The sequence below is a fragment of the Streptomyces sp. NPDC090442 genome (assembly GCF_044769405.1).
In the GTDB taxonomy this organism is placed as follows: Bacteria; Actinomycetota; Actinomycetes; order Streptomycetales; family Streptomycetaceae; genus Streptomyces.
In genome coordinates, this window is the sequence record NZ_JBIVXW010000030.1 from 103,227 (window position 1) to 117,940 (window position 14,714).

Annotated in this window: 14 protein-coding genes; 9 read left to right on the forward strand and 5 right to left on the reverse strand. The window is 72.6% G+C overall.

The annotated features are described in order from the left end of the window. Position 1: 1 nt before the first annotated feature. The 3 genes from ACIQU6_RS22015 to ilvD all read left to right on the forward strand — a co-directional run bounded on the left by ACIQU6_RS22015 (position 2) and on the right by ilvD (position 4,032). Positions 2 to 928: a Ppx/GppA family phosphatase gene (locus tag ACIQU6_RS22015; RefSeq protein ID WP_403483343.1), complete on the forward strand. Its 927-nt coding sequence runs from the start codon at positions 2 to 4 to the stop codon at positions 926 to 928. A gap of 245 nt (positions 929 to 1,173) precedes the next feature. Beyond that, positions 1,174 to 1,998: a sugar phosphate isomerase/epimerase family protein gene (locus tag ACIQU6_RS22020; RefSeq protein ID WP_403483344.1), complete on the forward strand. Its 825-nt coding sequence runs from the start codon at positions 1,174 to 1,176 to the stop codon at positions 1,996 to 1,998. Positions 1,999 to 2,181: 183 nt separating this feature from the next. Then, positions 2,182 to 4,032 (forward strand): dihydroxy-acid dehydratase, encoded by a 1,851-nt coding sequence (gene ilvD / locus ACIQU6_RS22025; protein WP_403483345.1) that lies wholly within the window; start codon positions 2,182 to 2,184, stop codon positions 4,030 to 4,032. Between the two features lie 89 nt (positions 4,033 to 4,121). On the opposite strand, the gene ACIQU6_RS22030 is transcribed toward ilvD, so the two are convergent. Continuing rightward, positions 4,122 to 4,406: a DUF397 domain-containing protein gene (locus ACIQU6_RS22030; RefSeq protein WP_403483346.1), complete on the reverse strand. Its 285-nt coding sequence runs from the start codon at positions 4,404 to 4,406 to the stop codon at positions 4,122 to 4,124. Next, positions 4,388 to 5,230, reverse strand: coding sequence for a helix-turn-helix domain-containing protein (locus ACIQU6_RS22035; protein ID WP_403483363.1), 843 nt, complete (start codon positions 5,228 to 5,230; stop codon positions 4,388 to 4,390). The genes ACIQU6_RS22030 and ACIQU6_RS22035 overlap by 19 nt, the downstream gene beginning before the upstream one ends. A 167-nt stretch (positions 5,231 to 5,397) precedes the next feature. On the opposite strand from ACIQU6_RS22035, the gene ACIQU6_RS22040 reads away from it, so the two are divergent. Beyond that, positions 5,398 to 5,616 (forward strand): hypothetical protein, encoded by a 219-nt coding sequence (locus ACIQU6_RS22040; RefSeq protein ID WP_403483347.1) that lies wholly within the window; start codon positions 5,398 to 5,400, stop codon positions 5,614 to 5,616. Further along, positions 5,613 to 5,834 (forward strand): hypothetical protein, encoded by a 222-nt coding sequence (locus ACIQU6_RS22045; protein ID WP_403483348.1) that lies wholly within the window; start codon positions 5,613 to 5,615, stop codon positions 5,832 to 5,834. The genes ACIQU6_RS22040 and ACIQU6_RS22045 overlap by 4 nt, the downstream gene beginning before the upstream one ends. A gap of 18 nt (positions 5,835 to 5,852) precedes the next feature. Here ACIQU6_RS22045 and ACIQU6_RS22050 read toward each other — a convergent pair whose 3' ends face one another. After that, positions 5,853 to 8,150 (reverse strand): PQQ-binding-like beta-propeller repeat protein, encoded by a 2,298-nt coding sequence (locus ACIQU6_RS22050; RefSeq protein WP_403483349.1) that lies wholly within the window; start codon positions 8,148 to 8,150, stop codon positions 5,853 to 5,855. 194 nt (positions 8,151 to 8,344) lie between these two features. Here ACIQU6_RS22050 and ACIQU6_RS22055 point away from each other — a divergent pair, with 194 nt between their 5' ends. From ACIQU6_RS22055 to sigJ, 3 genes are all read left to right on the forward strand, one after another. Then, positions 8,345 to 8,680 (forward strand): SH3 domain-containing protein, encoded by a 336-nt coding sequence (locus tag ACIQU6_RS22055; RefSeq protein WP_403483350.1) that lies wholly within the window; start codon positions 8,345 to 8,347, stop codon positions 8,678 to 8,680. Positions 8,681 to 8,766: 86 nt separating this feature from the next. After that, on the forward strand, positions 8,767 to 9,282 hold the full coding sequence (locus ACIQU6_RS22060) for a hypothetical protein (protein ID WP_403483351.1): 516 nt from the start codon (positions 8,767 to 8,769) through the stop codon (positions 9,280 to 9,282). A gap of 139 nt (positions 9,283 to 9,421) precedes the next feature. Further along, positions 9,422 to 10,375: an RNA polymerase sigma factor SigJ gene (gene sigJ / locus ACIQU6_RS22065; protein WP_403483352.1), complete on the forward strand. Its 954-nt coding sequence runs from the start codon at positions 9,422 to 9,424 to the stop codon at positions 10,373 to 10,375. Between the two features lie 60 nt (positions 10,376 to 10,435). Here sigJ and ACIQU6_RS22070 read toward each other — a convergent pair whose 3' ends face one another. Further along, on the reverse strand, positions 10,436 to 11,857 hold the full coding sequence (locus ACIQU6_RS22070; protein ID WP_403483353.1) for a M1 family metallopeptidase: 1,422 nt from the start codon (positions 11,855 to 11,857) through the stop codon (positions 10,436 to 10,438). Between the two features lie 238 nt (positions 11,858 to 12,095). Here ACIQU6_RS22070 and proC point away from each other — a divergent pair, with 238 nt between their 5' ends. Beyond that, on the forward strand, positions 12,096 to 12,908 hold the full coding sequence (gene proC / locus ACIQU6_RS22075) for a pyrroline-5-carboxylate reductase (protein ID WP_403483354.1): 813 nt from the start codon (positions 12,096 to 12,098) through the stop codon (positions 12,906 to 12,908). A gap of 358 nt (positions 12,909 to 13,266) precedes the next feature. Here the strand turns inward: proC and trpS are convergent, their stop codons facing one another. Next, on the reverse strand, positions 13,267 to 14,316 hold the full coding sequence (gene trpS, locus ACIQU6_RS22080) for a tryptophan--tRNA ligase (protein ID WP_403483355.1): 1,050 nt from the start codon (positions 14,314 to 14,316) through the stop codon (positions 13,267 to 13,269). Positions 14,317 to 14,714 lie beyond the last annotated feature (398 nt).

The following is a 14,714-nucleotide window of genomic DNA, read 5'->3' on the forward strand; positions in this document are numbered from 1 at the left end:
TATGAGACTCGGTGTCCTCGATGTGGGTTCGAACACGGTCCACCTTCTGGTGGTGGACGCACACCCCGGCGCACGCCCGCTGCCCGCCTACTCGCACAAGGCGGAGCTGCGCCTGGCCGAACTCCTCGACGAGGACGGTGCCATAAGCGACGACGGCGTGCACCGCCTGGTGCTCACCATCCGGGAGGCGCGGCAGGTCGCCGAGGACAAGGGCGTCGAGGACGTGCTCCCGTTCGCCACCTCCGCGATCCGCGAGGCCACCAACGGCGAGGCGGTGCTGCGTCGCCTCGCCGAGGAGACCGGGGTCGCGCTCCAGGTCCTCTCCGGCGAGGACGAGGCGCGGCTGACCTTCCTGGCCGCCCGCCGCTGGCTGGGCTGGTCGGCCGGGCGGCTGCTGGTGCTGGACATCGGCGGCGGCTCGCTGGAGGTCGCCTACGGGCTGGACGAGGACCCGGACGTGGCCGTCTCGCTGCCGTACGGGGCCGGGCGGTTGACCGGGGCGGACCTGCGGGAGGACCCGCCGGGCACGGAGGACGTGCGGGCGCTGCGGCGTCGGGTGCGGGCCGGGATCGCACGGGTGGTGAGCGACTTCGCCCGTTACGGGACGCCGGACCAGGTCGTCGGGACGTCCAAGACGTTCAAGGCGCTCGCGCGGATCGCGGGGGCGGCGCGGTCCTCCGAGGGGCTGTACGTCCAACGGGAGCTGCCCCGCAAGACGTTGGAGGAGTGGGTGCCGCGGCTGGCCCAGATGAGCGCCCGGGAGCGGGCCGAGCTGCCGGGGGTCTCCGAGGGGCGGGGGCGGCAGCTGCTCGCGGGGGCGCTGGTGGCGGAGGCGACGATGGATCTGTTCGGGGTGGACACGTTGGACATCTGTCCCTGGGCGCTGCGGGAGGGGGTCATCCTGCGGCGGTTGGATCATCTGTCGTAGGCCCCTGGGTGGGGCTTCCCGCGTTGTGGCTCCCGGGTGCGGCCCGGTGGGGAGCGTTGCCGGCGTGGGTCGGTGGGGTGCTCCTGTGGCGTGGGTAATGCGGTGGAGATCACATCTGGTTGCGGGGGAGGGGTGGCGTCCCAGGCGTTGTGCGGGTTCTCGCCTGTCACAGGGGTCGCGGTGCGGGGGCGTGACGTGGCCGGTGTCCTGCCGCGCGGTCGGGGGTGGCCCTTACGCTGTCCCTCGTGACAGAGCCAGTGGTGCGGATTCCCGGGGCGAAGGTCGCGCTGTCCACGGCTTCGGTCTATCCGGAGTCGACGGCGACGGCCTTCGAGATCGCCGCGCGCCTTGGCTACGACGGCGTCGAGGTCATGGTCTGGACGGATCCCGTCAGCCAGGACATAGAGGCGCTGCGCCGGCTCTCGGACTACCACGGCGTGCCGGTGCTGGCCGTGCACGCGCCCTGTTTGCTGATCACCCAGCGGGTGTGGTCGACCGACCCGTGGGTCAAGCTCCAGCGGGCCCGTACGGCGGCGGAGAAGCTGGGGGCCTCGACGGTGGTGGTGCACCCGCCGTTCCGTTGGCAGCGCAGCTACGCGCGGGAGTTCGTCCGCGGGATCTGGCGGATGGAGGGCGAGACGGACGTCCGGTTCGCGGTGGAGAACATGTACCCGTGGCGGTACCGCGACCGCGAGATGCTCGCCTACGCGCCGGACTGGGACCCCACCAACGACGACTACCGCCACTTCACCGTCGACCTCTCGCACACCGCCACCGCGCGGCACGACGCCATGGCGATGGTGGAACGGATGGGCGACCGGCTGGCGCACGTCCACCTCGCCGACGGCAACGGCTCCGCCAAGGACGAGCACCTGGTGCCCGGGCGTGGCAGCCAGCCCTGTGCGGAGCTGCTGGAGCGGCTGGCCGGCACCGGGTTCGACGGTCACGTGGTCGTGGAGGTCAACACCCGCCGGGCGATGTCCGTCGCCGAACGCGAGGCCGACCTGGCCGAGGCGCTGGCCTTCACCCGGCTTCATCTGGCGTCCCCGACCTGGGTTCCCGGTAAGTAGGCGGGCGCCGGCCCCTGGCGGGGTGTCCGCAGTCCGGTCGGGCGTCTCATATTCCGGAGGCAATGTCCAGATCTTGGATCGGCAGCGTAATCTCGGGATCAGCTGCTGTATGGCCCGCCGTACGGCGCCGACGCTGTACGTCCGCATCCCGGCTGTACGCCCGTTTCCGAGGGAGTGACCATCGTGCCCGAGCTGAGGTCCCGCACCGTTACCCATGGCCGCAACATGGCGGGCGCCCGCGCCCTTATGCGGGCCTCCGGCGTAGCGAGCGAGGACATCGGCAAGCCGATCGTCGCGGTCGCCAACTCCTTCACCGAGTTCGTGCCCGGGCACACCCACCTCGCCCCGGTCGGCCGGATCGTCTCCGAGGCGATCAAGGCCGCGGGCGCGGTGCCGCGGGAGTTCAACACCATCGCCGTCGACGACGGCATCGCCATGGGCCACGGCGGCATGCTGTACTCGCTGCCCTCGCGCGACCTGATCGCGGACTCGGTCGAGTACATGGTCGAGGCGCACTGCGCCGACGCGCTGATCTGCATCTCCAACTGCGACAAGATCACCCCCGGCATGCTGATGGCGGCGCTCCGCCTCAACATCCCCACGATCTTCGTCTCCGGCGGCCCCATGGAGGCCGGCCGCGCCACCCTCGTCAACGGCACCGTCCGCAAGCTGGACCTGATCGACGCGATGGTGGACGCCTCCAACGAGAGCGTCTCCGACGAGGACATCCTCCGCATCGAGGAGAACGCCTGCCCCACCTGCGGCTCGTGTTCGGGCATGTTCACCGCCAACTCGATGAACTGCCTGACGGAGGCGATCGGGCTCTCGCTGCCCGGCAACGGCTCGGTGCTCGCCACCCACACCGCCCGCAAGGACCTCTACGAGCGGGCCGGCGCCACCGTCGTCGAGCTCGCCAAGCGCTACTACGAGCAGGACGACGACGCCGTCCTGCCGCGCAACATCGCCACCCACGCCGCGTTCGAGAACGCGATGGCGCTGGACATCGCGATGGGCGGCTCCACCAACACCATCCTGCACCTGCTGGCCGCCGCCCAAGAGGCCGGCGTCGGCTACGACTTGACCGACATCGACGCCGTCTCGCGCCGCGTCCCCTGCCTGGCCAAGGTCGCCCCGAACGTCGCCCCCGGCGGCACCTACTACATGGAGGACGTGCACCGCGCCGGTGGCATCCCCGCGATCCTCGGCGAGCTGTACCGCGGCGGGCTGCTCAACGAGGACGTGCACACCGTCCACGCCCGCTCCATCAAGGAGTGGCTGGACGCCTGGGACGTGCGCAGCGGCGCGGCGACGCCCGACGCGGTCGAGCTGTGGCACGCCGCCCCCGGCTGCCGGCGTTCGGCGACCGCGTTCTCCCAGTCCGAGCGCTGGGAGACCCTCGACACCGACGCGGCGGGCGGCTGCATCCGCGACGCCGCGCACGCCTACTCCAAGGACGGCGGCCTGGCCGTCCTGCGCGGCAACCTCGCCGAGGACGGCTGCGTGGTGAAGACCGCCGGCGTCGACGAGTCCATCTGGACCTTCGAGGGCCCGGCCGTGGTCTGCGAGTCGCAGGAGGAGGCCGTCGACAAGATCCTGACCAAGCAGGTCAAGGAGGGTGACGTCGTGGTCATCCGCTACGAGGGCCCCAAGGGCGGCCCCGGCATGCAGGAGATGCTCTACCCGACGTCGTTCCTGAAGGGCCGCGGCCTGGGCAAGGCGTGCGCCCTGGTCACCGACGGCCGCTTCTCCGGCGGCACTTCGGGCCTCTCCATCGGCCACGCCTCCCCCGAGGCGGCCTCCGGCGGCACCATCGCCCTCGTCCGGGACGGCGACCGCATCCGCATCGACATCCCGAACCGCTCGATCGAACTCCTGGTGGACGAGGCCGAGTTGGCCGAGCGGCGGGCCGCGCTGGGCGGCGTCTACGCCCCCAGGAACCGCGAACGCAAGGTCTCCGCGGCCCTGCGCGCCTACGCGGCGATGGCCACCAGCGCCGACAAGGGCGCTGTCCGCGACGTGAGCCGACTCGGCTGACGCCTTTCGTTTGCCTGTACCCCTGTACCTGCGCGCTGGCCGCCCCTGTCACGGATGACGGGGTCGGCCAGCGGCGTTCGCCCCTGGATTCAGCGCCAACTGCCGTGCTTGACGGCCGTTATGAACGCGTCCCAGGCGCCCCCTTCGAAGACGAGGGCGGGGCCTTGGGGGCGCTTGCTGTCTCGTACGGGGACGAGGGGCGGGCGGGCGCCATCAACCTCGACGCAGTTGCCACCGTCCGTGTTGCTGTAACTGGACTTGCGCCAGACGGTGTTCGTCAGGAGGTCGTCGGAAACCTCGACGCAGGCGCCGCCGTCGGAGTTGCTGTATGAGCTCTTGCGCCACGTGACGGTGTTCAGGTCGATGGGTCGCACGGCACATCCTCCAACATCCGCATGACGAACTTCCGTGATGCGTCCGGGAGCAATGCCCGGTCACGCACCGCATCGTACGCGCGTTGCAAGCGCTCAACCGATGCGGTTTCCTCGATGAGTTCGCCACGGTGGGCGTTCTCCGTGTAGGCCACGGCGCAGCCGCTCGACAGCCGGAGGAAGATCACGGAGGTGCTGTCCAAGCCGTGCAGTCCCGCGCTGAACGGCAGCACCTGGAGGGTGATGTTCGGGCGCTCGGACATCTCTACTAGGTACTCAAGCTGCTTCTGCCACTCTTCGGTATCCGTCAGCGATGTGCGGAGCACGGCTTCGGAAAGGATGGTGCGGAACTGCGGCGGGTCATCGCCGTTCAGAGTTTGGCGGCGTCCCATGCGTGCCTCCACCTGGCGTGTCAGCTCTTCACCGGCGATGCCGCCTGCCCCGAGCAAGGCGCGCGCGTAGCCCTCAGTCTGAAGAAGTCCGTGGACGGTACTGACCCCGAAGTGCCACATGCTCAGCGCCTCCGCCTCCAAGGCCATGTACCGCCGGTACTGCTCCTTGAACTGCTTTGGGTCGCCTACGGCCAACTCCCAGAGGGTTAGGAGCAGATCGCCCACTCCGTAGTGCTGGGCCAGCGCCTCCACGACCTCCGGGCTGCCCAGGGTCTTTCCGCTCTCCATCTTGCCGAAGAGGGACGCGTCCCAGCCGAGCACCTCGGCGAGCCGTCGGAGGCTGTCGCCCTTCTGCTCCCGCAGTAACCGCAGCTCCTCCGCGAAACGGCGGCGCGGGTCCGGGCTCCGCCCGGTGACGACCCTTCTCGGCGGCATGGCGACCTCCTGCGTGGAAGGTGTGGAAGTAACGGCCCGGGCGCGGAAGTAGCCCCGACGAGCGGCATCCCTGCCCGATTCCAGGTCCATTCTTGTAATGGCCGGAACACGCAGGGTAGTTGCGTTCCGAGGTGTCAGGCACGGAAACCGCAGAAGGAGCAGCCCTTATGACGAGCGACAAGATCGCCGAGGCCGAGGCGGCGCGGGACGCGTTGGCCGATGCGCTCGCACGGAGCGGGATCGTGCTGCCGTCGCTGTCCGTCGACCCGTTGTCGTACAGCGGCCAACCGCCGCGTCCGCTCATCGAGTTGGGTCGCTGCAACCCGCAGACCGCGCGGCGGCTGGCGGACGTCATTGGAGACCGGGCCGGAGGTGCGCGGCCGTGAGCGGGTACGTGCCCACGAAGGGCGAGATCGTGCGAGACCGGCTACGGGAGCGGGTGGGGCGGGTCATGGACCGCGAGGGGGCCTGTTTCCAGCTCCGGCCGTTGGACGGCGGGGTGGAGTGGGACGTGGACCCGGCGGATATCGAGCCGGTGCCGGTGTCCGCCGCGTTGCGCGACAGCGTTGCGGAGCTCAACCGGCACAGCGGGCGGTCTCTTTGACCGCGCCATGCCGCCCCCTCACCACCGCCCCGGGTCCTTCGTCGCGACGCCGAAGACCGTGCCGTCCGGGGAGGCGGCGTAGATGCGGTCGTGGGCGGTGTCGAGGGCGGGGGCGGGGACGGCCTGGAGGTAGCCGTTGCGGCGGGTGGCGGTGAGGCGGGGCGGGGTCTGGCCCAGGAGGGCGCCGGTGGTGGTGTCGACGGCGAGCAGCCGGCCGTCGGCGGCGGCGAAGTAGAGGCGGTTGCCGACGACGACGGGGGCGGAACCGCGGCTGACGGAGGTTTCGGTGTCCCAGGTGCGGGCGCCGACGGCCCGGAGGGTGCCGCCCTCGGCCAGGAGGTAGGCGGTGTCGCCCTGGACGGTGGCGGAGACGTTCTGCAGCCGGGCGTTCAGGGGGAGAGTGCGGGTCTTCTGGGTGGCGGGGTCGTAGCGGAGGACCGCGGAGGTGACGCCGTCGTAGACCGGGTCGCCGACGGTGAGGTAGAGCGCGCCGGAGGAGCCGGGGCCGGCCAGGGTGAGGAGGCCGGGGAGCTGGCGGGACCAGCGGAGCGTGCCGTCGGTCGGGTCGATGGCGGTGAGTTGGGTGGTGGGGGTGGCGGTGGGCAGGGTCTCGGCGGCGTACGCGGTGCGCGGGTCGCCGTACGAGGTGAAGTGCGGGAAGCGGTGGTGGGGGAAGCGCTTGCGCCAGCGTTGGGCGTGGGTGGTGGTGTCCAGGGCGGTGATCGTGCCGTCGCCGGAGGTGAGGAGGATGCGGTCGGCGACGACGGCCGCGCCGCCCGCGTAGCCGGAGACGTCCAGGCTCCAGCGGACGGCGCCGTTGCCGGTGGCCGACGGGTCGAGGGCCAGCAGGCGCTTGCCGCCGTCGGCGAAGACGTAGAGGTGGCCGCCGGAGAGGACGGGGGCGGTGGGGGCGTTGGCCACCGGGCCCGCAGCGGGGGCCTTGTGACGCCACGTCACCTCGCCGGAGCCGGGGGCGAGGCGGGCCGCGGGCAGGCCGGACTGGCCGCAGAAGACGGCGCCGTCACCGGCCGTGCAGTACGGCATCTCGGCGGCGGAACCGTCGGGGCGCTCGACGATCGTGGTGCGCCAGGGGTGGAAGGCGGCACGCGGGGCGGACGGGGCGTGGGTCTGGAGGGCGGAGTCCTCGGGGGAACCGGCGGTGAGCGCCCAGGTGCCGGCGCCGGCGAGGGCGGCGAGGGTGGCGGCGGCCGCCCAGAGGAGACGACGGCGCCGGGGGCGGCGCTTGCCGGACGGGGGCTTCTCCTCCCGCTCCGGGGCGGTGAGCGCGGCCGGGTCCGGGGTGCGGGCGCGGATGTGGGTGGCCTCGGCGCGCGACGGGGCGGGCTCGGCGCGGAACGGGGCGGGTGCGGTGCCGGGCGGCGCGGACTCGGCGGCCGGCGGCTGCCGCGGGGCCGGGACCCGGGTGTCGCCGGGGACCGTGTTCGGTAGCGCGTCCTCGCCCGGCGCCAGATCGGCCGGCACCGTCATCGGCGCGTCCGTGCACAGCAGTTGCATCAGCCGGTCCGGCGTCGGGCGGCGGGCCGGGTCCTTGGCCAGGCAGCCCTCGATGAGCCCGACGAGCTCGTCCGGCACCCCGGAGAGGTCCGCCTCGTCGTGCACCACCTGGTACGCGACGAGGTACGGGCTGTCCGAGTCGAACGGGCCGCGCCCGGTGGCGGCGTGCACCAGCACCGACCCCAGGGCGAAGACGTCCGCCGCCGGGCCGACCTCGCGCGGCCGCTGGAACTGCTCGGGGGCCATGAACGGCGGGGTGCCGATCAACTTCCCCGTCTCGGTGCGCATTTCGCTGTCGGACGGGCGGGAGATGCCGAAGTCGATGACCTTCGGGCCGTCGGCGGAGAGCAGGACGTTGCCGGGCTTGAGGTCGCGGTGGACCACGCCCGCGCGGTGGATGTCGCGCAGCGCCTCGGCCAGGCCCGCGCCCAACCGCCGTACCTCGGTGGGGGCCAGCGGGCCGTTCCGCTTGACGTGTTGGGAGAGGGTCGGGCCGGCGATGTGGAGGGTCGCCATCCAGGGGCGCTCGGCGTCCGGGTCGGCGTCCACGACGGGGGCGGTGAAGGCGCCGCTGACCCGCCGGGCGGCCAGCACCTCCTGCCGGAACCGGCCCCGGAACTCGGGGTCCTGGGCGAAATCGGCGTGGATGACCTTGACCGCGAGCAGCAGCCCGGAGGAGGACCGGGCCAGATGCACCACGCCCATGCCCCCGGACCCCAGCCGCGACTCCAGGCGGTAGTGCCCGGCGTATTCCGGACGCTCCGCTTCCGAGCCGGGCCCGGAGTCGCGCAGCGGCGGCATCGTCCCACCCCCGTGTCTTTCCCCTGGACTTCCCGTACCGAATCGGTCGCAAGTGCGACGCGCGGAGCCTAGTCGATGGCGCGTCCGGGACGGCGTCGGCTTGCTAGCGTGCGCGACAACGGCGTCGAACAGGCGGCCGGAAACGTACCGTCCGGCACCGTCGGGCGGCCATCCAGCAACGGGGGGCAACACGCATGACCACTCAGGATTTCCAGCAGGACGGCGGGGCGGACGCGGCGGTGACGCCGGTGCCGCTCGCCATGGCGTTCGCCTCGGGGGGCGGCGGCTACCCGCTCGCGGCCGGCTACCGCGTCAACGTCCGCCAGGGGCCCGGCACCAACACCCCGGTCGTCCGCCAACTGCCGGCCGGCTCCCTGATCACCATCCGCTGCCAGCGGCGCGGCGAGTGGGTCTCCGGCCCGTGCGGCACCTCCAACCTCTGGGACAGCATCGGGCCCAACCAGTACGTCTCCGACGCGTACGTGCGCACCGGCAGTAACGGGATGGTCGCGCCGGGCTGCATGAGCTGACCGCGGGGCGGGCGAGCCGGCCGTGGCGCACGGACCGGCGGCCGGCCGCACGACCGGGTCGGCGGGCCCCGGGGATAATCGACGCCATGAGCGATGCGGAGCGGACCGAGCCCCCGGGCGGCCCGGAACCGGAGGAGATCCGGTTCTTCGGCACCACCTGGGTCGAGCACGACGGCGGATACGGCCTGCGCCGGGCCGGGGTCGCGGTGGGCTCGCTGGCGCTGGCCGCGATCGGCGCGCTGGTGCTGCGGTTCGGCTTCCAGGGCCTGTCGACCGCCGACGTCGGCTCGTTCGTCAACGGCCTGGTGGTGGTCGGCTTCGCGATCTGCAGCGCGCTGGCCTTCCGCCGCACCTGGGACGGCTTCGTGCGCCGCCCGGACCCGGCCGCCGACAGCTCCGCCGAACGGTCCCTGCAGAGCCTGATGCTGATCGGCTTCATCGGCTCGCTGCTGGCCTACTTCTGCCGCAGCCTCGTCGAGGCGCCCGGTGAGAAGCTCCGCCGCGCCGAGTACGAGGCGGCGCGCGAGCGCCACGCCCGCCGCCGGGAGAACCGCACCGGGAACCCGTCGGCCCGCAAGCCGAAGGGGAAGAAGCGGCGGTAGCGGCGGCCCGGCCCGCGCGTGATGCACCGTCACCCCGGGCCCGGGGCGCGCGCGTCACACTCCGCCGCCTAGCGTCGTCCTCGTTCCGGGGCCGCCGGTGCACGACCGCGGCCCGCGAGCGGGGAGGCGGGAACAGACCATGGCGGAGCGGGAACACGGGACGGCGGACGGGCCGGTCCGGGCCGAGCGGCTGGCGCGGTTCGAGGAGCAGCGGGGACGGCTGTGGGGCGTGGCGTACCGGATCATGGGGACGGTCAGCGACGCCGATGACGCCGTGCAGGAGGCGTGGCTGCGCTGGCAGGCGCTCCCCGAGGACCCGCCGGTGGAGAGCCCGCGCGCCTTCCTCACCACCGTGGTGAGCCGGATCTGTTACGACCTGCTGGGCTCGGCCCGGGCCCGGCGCGAGCTGTACGTGGGCCCGTGGCTGCCGGAGCCGGTGCTCGACGGGGCCGTCGGCGGCGCCCCGTCCGGGGGCCCGGACGGCCCGGAGGACCGGGTGACCCTCGACGAGTCGGTGGGCATGGCCCTGATGACCGTCCTGGAGCGGCTCACCCCGGCCGAGCGCACCGCCTTCGTCCTGCACGACGTCTTCGCGGTGCCGTTCCCGGAGATCGCCGAGGCGGTCGGGCGCACCCCGGACGCGGTGCGGCAGTTGGCCTCGCGGGCGCGTCGCCGGGTGCGGGCCGAGGCGCCGCGCCGCACCGTCGACCGGGCCGAACACCGGCGCACCGTCGAGGCGTTCCTGTCGGCCGTCACGGGCGGGGACTTCGAGGCGCTGCTGACCGTCCTCGACCCCGAGGTGGTGTGGCGCTCGGACGGCGGCGGCAAGGTGAGCGCCGCACGCCGGCCGGTACTGGGCCGGGAGAAGGTCGCCCGCTACGTCTGGGGCATGGTCACCCGCAAGTTCGCGCCGGGCAGCATGCGGCTGGCGGTCCGGGAGGTCAACGGTGCCCTGGGGGTGGTCTTCGCGGACACGTCGGGGGCGTACCCGTCCGGGGTCTTCGCCTTCACGGTCCACGACGGGCTGATCACGGAGGTGGACGCCGTCATCAACCCGGACAAGCTGGGGCACCTGGACCTCGACGAGGAGTGAGCACGCGCGCGGGCGAGCGGCGGCGCGCACCCGGCGCGCCCCGCCGCCCGCCCGCCGGCCTCACGCCGTCGCGTCGTACTCCCACTCCGGCTGCCCGTCCCCGAAGAGCCAGTCGTCGAACAGCTCGGTCAGGTCCTCGTCGGTGCGGTCCTGGCAGAACGCGATGAAGTCCGCGCTGTCGGCGTTGGCGTGCCGGTGCTTCGCCGGCCACTCCTTGAGGATCGAGAAGAACGTCTCGTCGCCGACGGCGTTCCGCAGTTGCTGGAGGACCATCGCGCCGCGCTCGTAGACCGGCGTCCCGGTCACCTCCGCCGGGCCGTCCGGCTCGCCCGGCGGGAACTCCCAGCGCGGGTGGTCCTCGTCGGAGTCGTAGAGCGCGTCGAACTGCTCCTGCGGGGTCCGGCCGCCCTCGCGCTCCTCCCACAGCCACTCGGCGTAGGTCGCGAACCCCTCGTTGAGCCAGGTGTCCCGCCAGGTCTTCGGCGTCACCGAGTTGCCGAACCACTGGTGGGCGGTCTCGTGCACCACCGTCTCGGCGTCCGGCGCGCCGGCGTAGACGGGCTTGGTCTGGGTCTCCAGCGCCACCCAGTCGATCCGGTCCGGGGTGTGGTCCACGATCGCGCCGGCCGACGAGAACGGGTACGGGCCGAACAGCTTCGTCGCCCACGCCAGGATCTCCGGCAACCGGGCCAGCGCCTTCCGGCTGGCCTTGGCCTCCTTGGGGTCCACCGCGACGTAGAGCGGCAGCCCCTGCGGGGTGCGGGACTCCTGGACGTCGAACGTGCCGATCGTCGCGGTGGCGAGGTAACTGGCCATCGGTTCCGGGTTGTGCCACTCGTAGGTGGTCCGCCCGTCGACCGTCCGCTTCGAGCGCAACTGCCCGTTGGCGACCGCGGTGTAGCGCTGCGGCACGGTGATCCTGAAGTCGTAGGCGGCCTTGTCGCTGGGGTGGTTGTTGCCGGGGAACCACGTCATCGAACCGGCCGGCTCCCCGGCGACGAACGCGCCGTCGGCGGTCTTCACCCAGCCCTCGGACGCCCCGTCCTCGTCCCGCATCTCCTGCGGCGTCCCGCGGTAGCGGACGGTGGTCCGGAACTCCTCGCCCTTGCCGATCCCGGCGGTCGGCCGGACCACCAGCTTGTGCCCCTTGCGACTGAACCCGGCGTCCGTGCCGTCGACCCGGACGCCCGTCACCGTCATCCCCTCCAGGTCGAGTTGGAAGGAGCGCAGGTCCTTGCCCGCCTTCGCGGTGATGGTGGCGGTGCCGTCCAGGTGCTGCTCGGCCACGTCGTAGTCGAGGTCGAGCCCGTAGTGGCTGACGCGGTAGCCGCCGTTGCCCAGCGCCGGGAAGAGCGGGTCGCCCAGCCCGCCGCCGCCCGCCGCCCCTTTGACGGCCGTACCCCCGGGCGCGCAGGAGGACAGCAGCAGGGCGACGGACAGCGCGGCTATGGCACCGCAGCTGCGGTGGGGGCGGCGGTTCACGGCACTCCTCGGGCCGACGACGGACGGACGAACGCAAGTTCCCCGACCTTACGGTCATTTCCGCCCCACTGGCTCGACCCCTCTGGCGCCGGCCCCGAACCACGCGACGGCGCGCGCCCCGGGGCCCCGGCCGCCGGGCTGCCCGCTCTGCCCGTTCCGTGGACGCCCACGGCGCACCGCCACCCACCGGTGCGAGGATGGCCCCGTACCGATCACGCACCACCGGCGAGGTGAACGCATGGCCCAGAAGGTCGCCGTACTCGGCACCGGAAAAATCGGCGAAGCCCTGCTCAGCGGCATGATCCGCGGCGGCTGGGCGCCCTCCGACCTGCTGGTCACCGCCCGCCGCCAGGAGCGCGCCGACCATCTGCGGACCCGCTACGGCGTCGAGGCGGTCAGCAACGCCGAGGCCGCCAAGGCCGCCGACACCCTGATCCTGACCGTCAAGCCCCAGGACATGGGCACCCTGCTCGCCGAGCTGGCCCCGCACGTGCCGGCCGACCGCCTGGTCATCAGCGGCGCCGCCGGCATCCCGACCTCGTACTTCGAGGAACGGCTGGCCCCGGAGACCCCCGTCGTCCGGGTCATGACGAACACCCCGGCCCTCGTCGACGAGGCGATGTCGGTCATCTCCGCCGGCACCCACGCCACCGCTGGCCACCTCACCCTCGCCGAGGAGATCTTCGCGACGGTCGGCAAGACCCTGCGCGTCCCGGAGTCCCAACAGGACGCCGCCACCGCCCTCTCCGGCTCCGGCCCGGCCTACTTCTACTTCCTCGTCGAGGCGATGACCGACGCCGGCATCCTGCTCGGGCTGCCCCGCGACAAGGCCCACGACCTGATCGTCCAGGCCGCCATCGGCGCCGCGGTGATGCTCCGCGACAGCGGCGAGCACCCCGTCAAACTCCGCGAGAACGTCACCTCCCCCGCGGGCACCACCATCAACGCCATCCGCGAACTGGAGAACCACGGCGTCCGCGCCGCCCTGATCGCCGCCCTGGAAGCCGCCCGCGACCGCAGCCGCGAACTGGCCACGGGCAACGGGGGCTGAGCACGGGAGGCGGGTGCTGAGCACGAGAGGCGGGGGCTGAGCGCCGCCGGCGCCGGCGGACGCGAACCGGCCAGCGCCGCCGGCCGCGAATCAGCCGCTGCCGGCCGCCAACTGGAAACGAACTGGCCGTCAGCCGCGAACCGGCGGCGAACTGGCCGCTAACCGGCCACCGACGCGGTCCGTCAACTGGCCTCGAACCGGCCGCCGTCGGTTACGAACCGGCCGGCGGCCACGTCGAGCCAATCGGCCCGGCCGGCGGCCGGCCCCGCGGGAATACCGCCCCACCCCCCATCGTTGTGGCCCCGTAGGGGGCGCTCCCGTCCCCTACGGGATCTGTTCCCCTCCCCCTTACGGGCCGCTACGCCCCCGCGGGCAGCAGCCCCACCGCCTCATACGCCGCATCGACCCGCGGCCGCGCCATGTCCCGCGCCCGCTCGGCCCCCGCCCGCAACACCTTGTCGACGTACCCCGGATCGGCCGCCAACTCCGCGTGCCGCTTCCGCACCGGCCGCAACAGCTCCACCACCGCCTCCGCGACGTCCCGCTTCAACACCCCGTACGAGCCGTACTCCGCCGCCAACCCGGCCGGATCCACATCCCCCCGGCACGCCGCCAACACATCCAGCAGGTTCGCCACCCCCGGCCGCGCCTCCCGGTCGTACGCCACGTCCGCCCCGGTGTCCGTCACGGCCCGCATCACCTTCCGCCGCACCACGTCCGGCTCGTCCAGCAGATGGATCACACCGGCCCCGCCGTCCCGCACCACGGTCCCCTTGCCCATCTTCGACCGGGGATCCCGAAGGTCCATCACCCGCGCCGCCACCGGCGGCTGCGTCGCCCGCGGCACCACGAACACCGGCCCGTACCGCCGGTTGAACCGCACCGCCAGATTCCGCGTCAGCTCCACGTGCTGCGCCTGGTCCTCGCCAACGGGCACCTCGTCCGTCCCGTATGCCAGGATGTCCGCCGCCATCAGCGCCGGATACGTCAGCAGCGACAGCCGCACCCCGGCCGTCTCCTCCCGCGCGGCCTTCTCCTTGAACTGCACCATCCGCCGCATCTCGCCGACGCTCGCGGTGCACTCCATCAGATACGCCAGCCGCGCGTGCTCGTCCACGTGGCTCTGCACGAACACCGTGCACCGCTCCGGATCCAGCCCCGCCGCCAGCAACAACGTCGCCGCCTGCCGACTGAGCCGACGCACCCGCGCCGGATCGTGCTCCACCGTCAGCGCGTGCAGATCCACCACACAGAACAACGCGTCCGCCCGGTGCTGGTCCTCGGCGACCCACCGCCGCACCGCCCCGAGGTAGTTCCCCAACGTCAGGTGCCCCGTCGGCTTCACCCCGCTGAACACCCGCGCCGCGACCCCGCCGGTCATCCCCGCCCGCTCGACCCTCTCGCTCATCCATCCCTCTTCTCAACGGGACCGCCGCCTGCACCGGCCGGTTACGGAAGGGAGATACGCGAACGGCCGCCGAGGTGGCGGCCGTGGTCATCGCATGCGCTGCTGGGCGGCCGCCGTCAGGCGGGCCACCACTGCTGTACGAGCGCACGCGCGGTCATGCCCCACAACGTACCGGCCCACCCCTCGCCTCCGCACGGGTTTGAACCACCTCGCCTCCTCGTGTAGTGTTCTCCGAGTTGTCACGGAGTCGACAGGCCCCGTACAGCCATCCCGCCGCTTCGCGGCACCTCACTACTGCACGGCTCCTCAACGGGATTGAATTCCGCATGTCGAAATTCGTTCCGGGCGTCTGATTAGGCGTCACCGGGGAATTCCGCTAACGTAGTGATCACCCCGCC

Excerpts from the sequence above, each read along its gene's own strand:
- ACIQU6_RS22060 (WP_403483351.1), top strand. The coding sequence starts at position 8,767 with ATGAGCGATGCGGAGCGGACCGAGCCCCCGGGCGGCCCGGAACCGGAG.
- ACIQU6_RS22055 (WP_403483350.1), top strand. The coding sequence starts at position 8,345 with ATGACCACTCAGGATTTCCAGCAGGACGGCGGGGCGGACGCGGCGGTG.
- sigJ (WP_403483352.1), top strand. The coding sequence starts at position 9,422 with ATGGCGGAGCGGGAACACGGGACGGCGGACGGGCCGGTCCGGGCCGAG.
- proC (WP_403483354.1), top strand. The coding sequence starts at position 12,096 with ATGGCCCAGAAGGTCGCCGTACTCGGCACCGGAAAAATCGGCGAAGCC.
- ACIQU6_RS22015 (WP_403483343.1), top strand. The coding sequence starts at position 2 with ATGAGACTCGGTGTCCTCGATGTGGGTTCGAACACGGTCCACCTTCTG.
- ACIQU6_RS22035 (WP_403483363.1), bottom strand. The coding sequence starts at position 5,230 with ATGCCGCCGAGAAGGGTCGTCACCGGGCGGAGCCCGGACCCGCGCCGC.
- ACIQU6_RS22050 (WP_403483349.1), bottom strand. The coding sequence starts at position 8,150 with ATGCCGCCGCTGCGCGACTCCGGGCCCGGCTCGGAAGCGGAGCGTCCG.
- ACIQU6_RS22040 (WP_403483347.1), top strand. The coding sequence starts at position 5,398 with ATGACGAGCGACAAGATCGCCGAGGCCGAGGCGGCGCGGGACGCGTTG.
- trpS (WP_403483355.1), bottom strand. The coding sequence starts at position 14,316 with ATGAGCGAGAGGGTCGAGCGGGCGGGGATGACCGGCGGGGTCGCGGCG.